General features: G+C 49.9%; 2 protein-coding genes. Both read left to right on the forward strand.

Going from position 1 to position 1,008, the window contains the following annotated elements:
- Window positions 1-498 (forward strand): C40 family peptidase (locus tag ACTHS3_RS14630; protein WP_440368328.1); only part of this gene is annotated, 498 nt, incomplete at its 5' end.
- A gap of 196 nt (window positions 499-694) precedes the next feature.
- A partial coding sequence (locus ACTHS3_RS14635) for a coproporphyrinogen III oxidase (protein ID WP_440368329.1) occupies window positions 695-1,008 on the forward strand: 314 nt, incomplete at its 3' end.

Genomic DNA, 1,008 nt, shown 5'->3' on the forward strand with positions numbered 1-1,008 from the left:
ACCACCAGCCTATTGTTGGCCTCCTGCGGCACCACCAGCAAACACAAATCCCACAAGCCGCAAACAACCGCCAGAAAAGTCCAACCTGTCCGCATTTCCCATATCGACCGCACCCAAGGTTCGCAGGAATTGATGCTTCACGGCCTAGGCCTGATCGGCACGCCCTACAAATGGGGCGGCAGCACGACATCCACAGGCTTTGACTGCAGCGGCATGATCCAATTCGTCTATAAAAACGCCCTCAACGTCAATCTGCCACGCACCGCGCGCGATATGGCCGCAGCCAGCCGAAAAATTCCCGACGGCAAATTAAAAGCCGGCGATCTTGTCTTTTTCAACACCGGCGGCGCACACAAATATTCCCATGTCGGCCTCTACATCGGCAACGGCGAATTTATCCACGCACCCAGCAGCGGCAAAACCATCAAAACCGAAAAACTTTCCACTCCGTTCTACGCCAAAAACTATTTGGGCGCACATACTTTTTTTACTGAATAAATCAAGGCCGTCTGAAAGGTATCGCAATATCATCGATACCTTTCAATCTATTGCTGATGAGTAAAGCTTGATTGCAAGATAGGCCCATGCAAAAATTTACCCATAACAAAGCAATAGAAAGATAACACACAGTTTCAACAACTTAAATCATCTTCCGCCCTGTCATTTTGTAAGTACAAACCATCAAGGATATATCATGCACACAGAATCCGTTCTAACCCTTCTCAAAACCCTGCAAAACCAAATCTGCGCCGCGCTGGAGCAAGAAGATGGCGAAGCCAAATTTGTGCATGAAGCATGGACGGGGAAACTGGGTATCGGCGAAACCCGCGTATTGAAAAACGGCGCAGTATTCGAGCAGGCAGGTGTGAATTTCTCGCATGTAAAGGGAACCCAAATGCCGGCTTCTGCTACGGCCCATCGTCCTGAATTAGCAGGCGCGGCGTTTGAAGCCATGGGCGTGTCGCTGGTCATTCATCCGAAAAATCCTTATGTCCCGACCAGCCATGC

The sequence above is a fragment of the Neisseria sp. P0009.S007 genome (assembly GCF_051962515.1).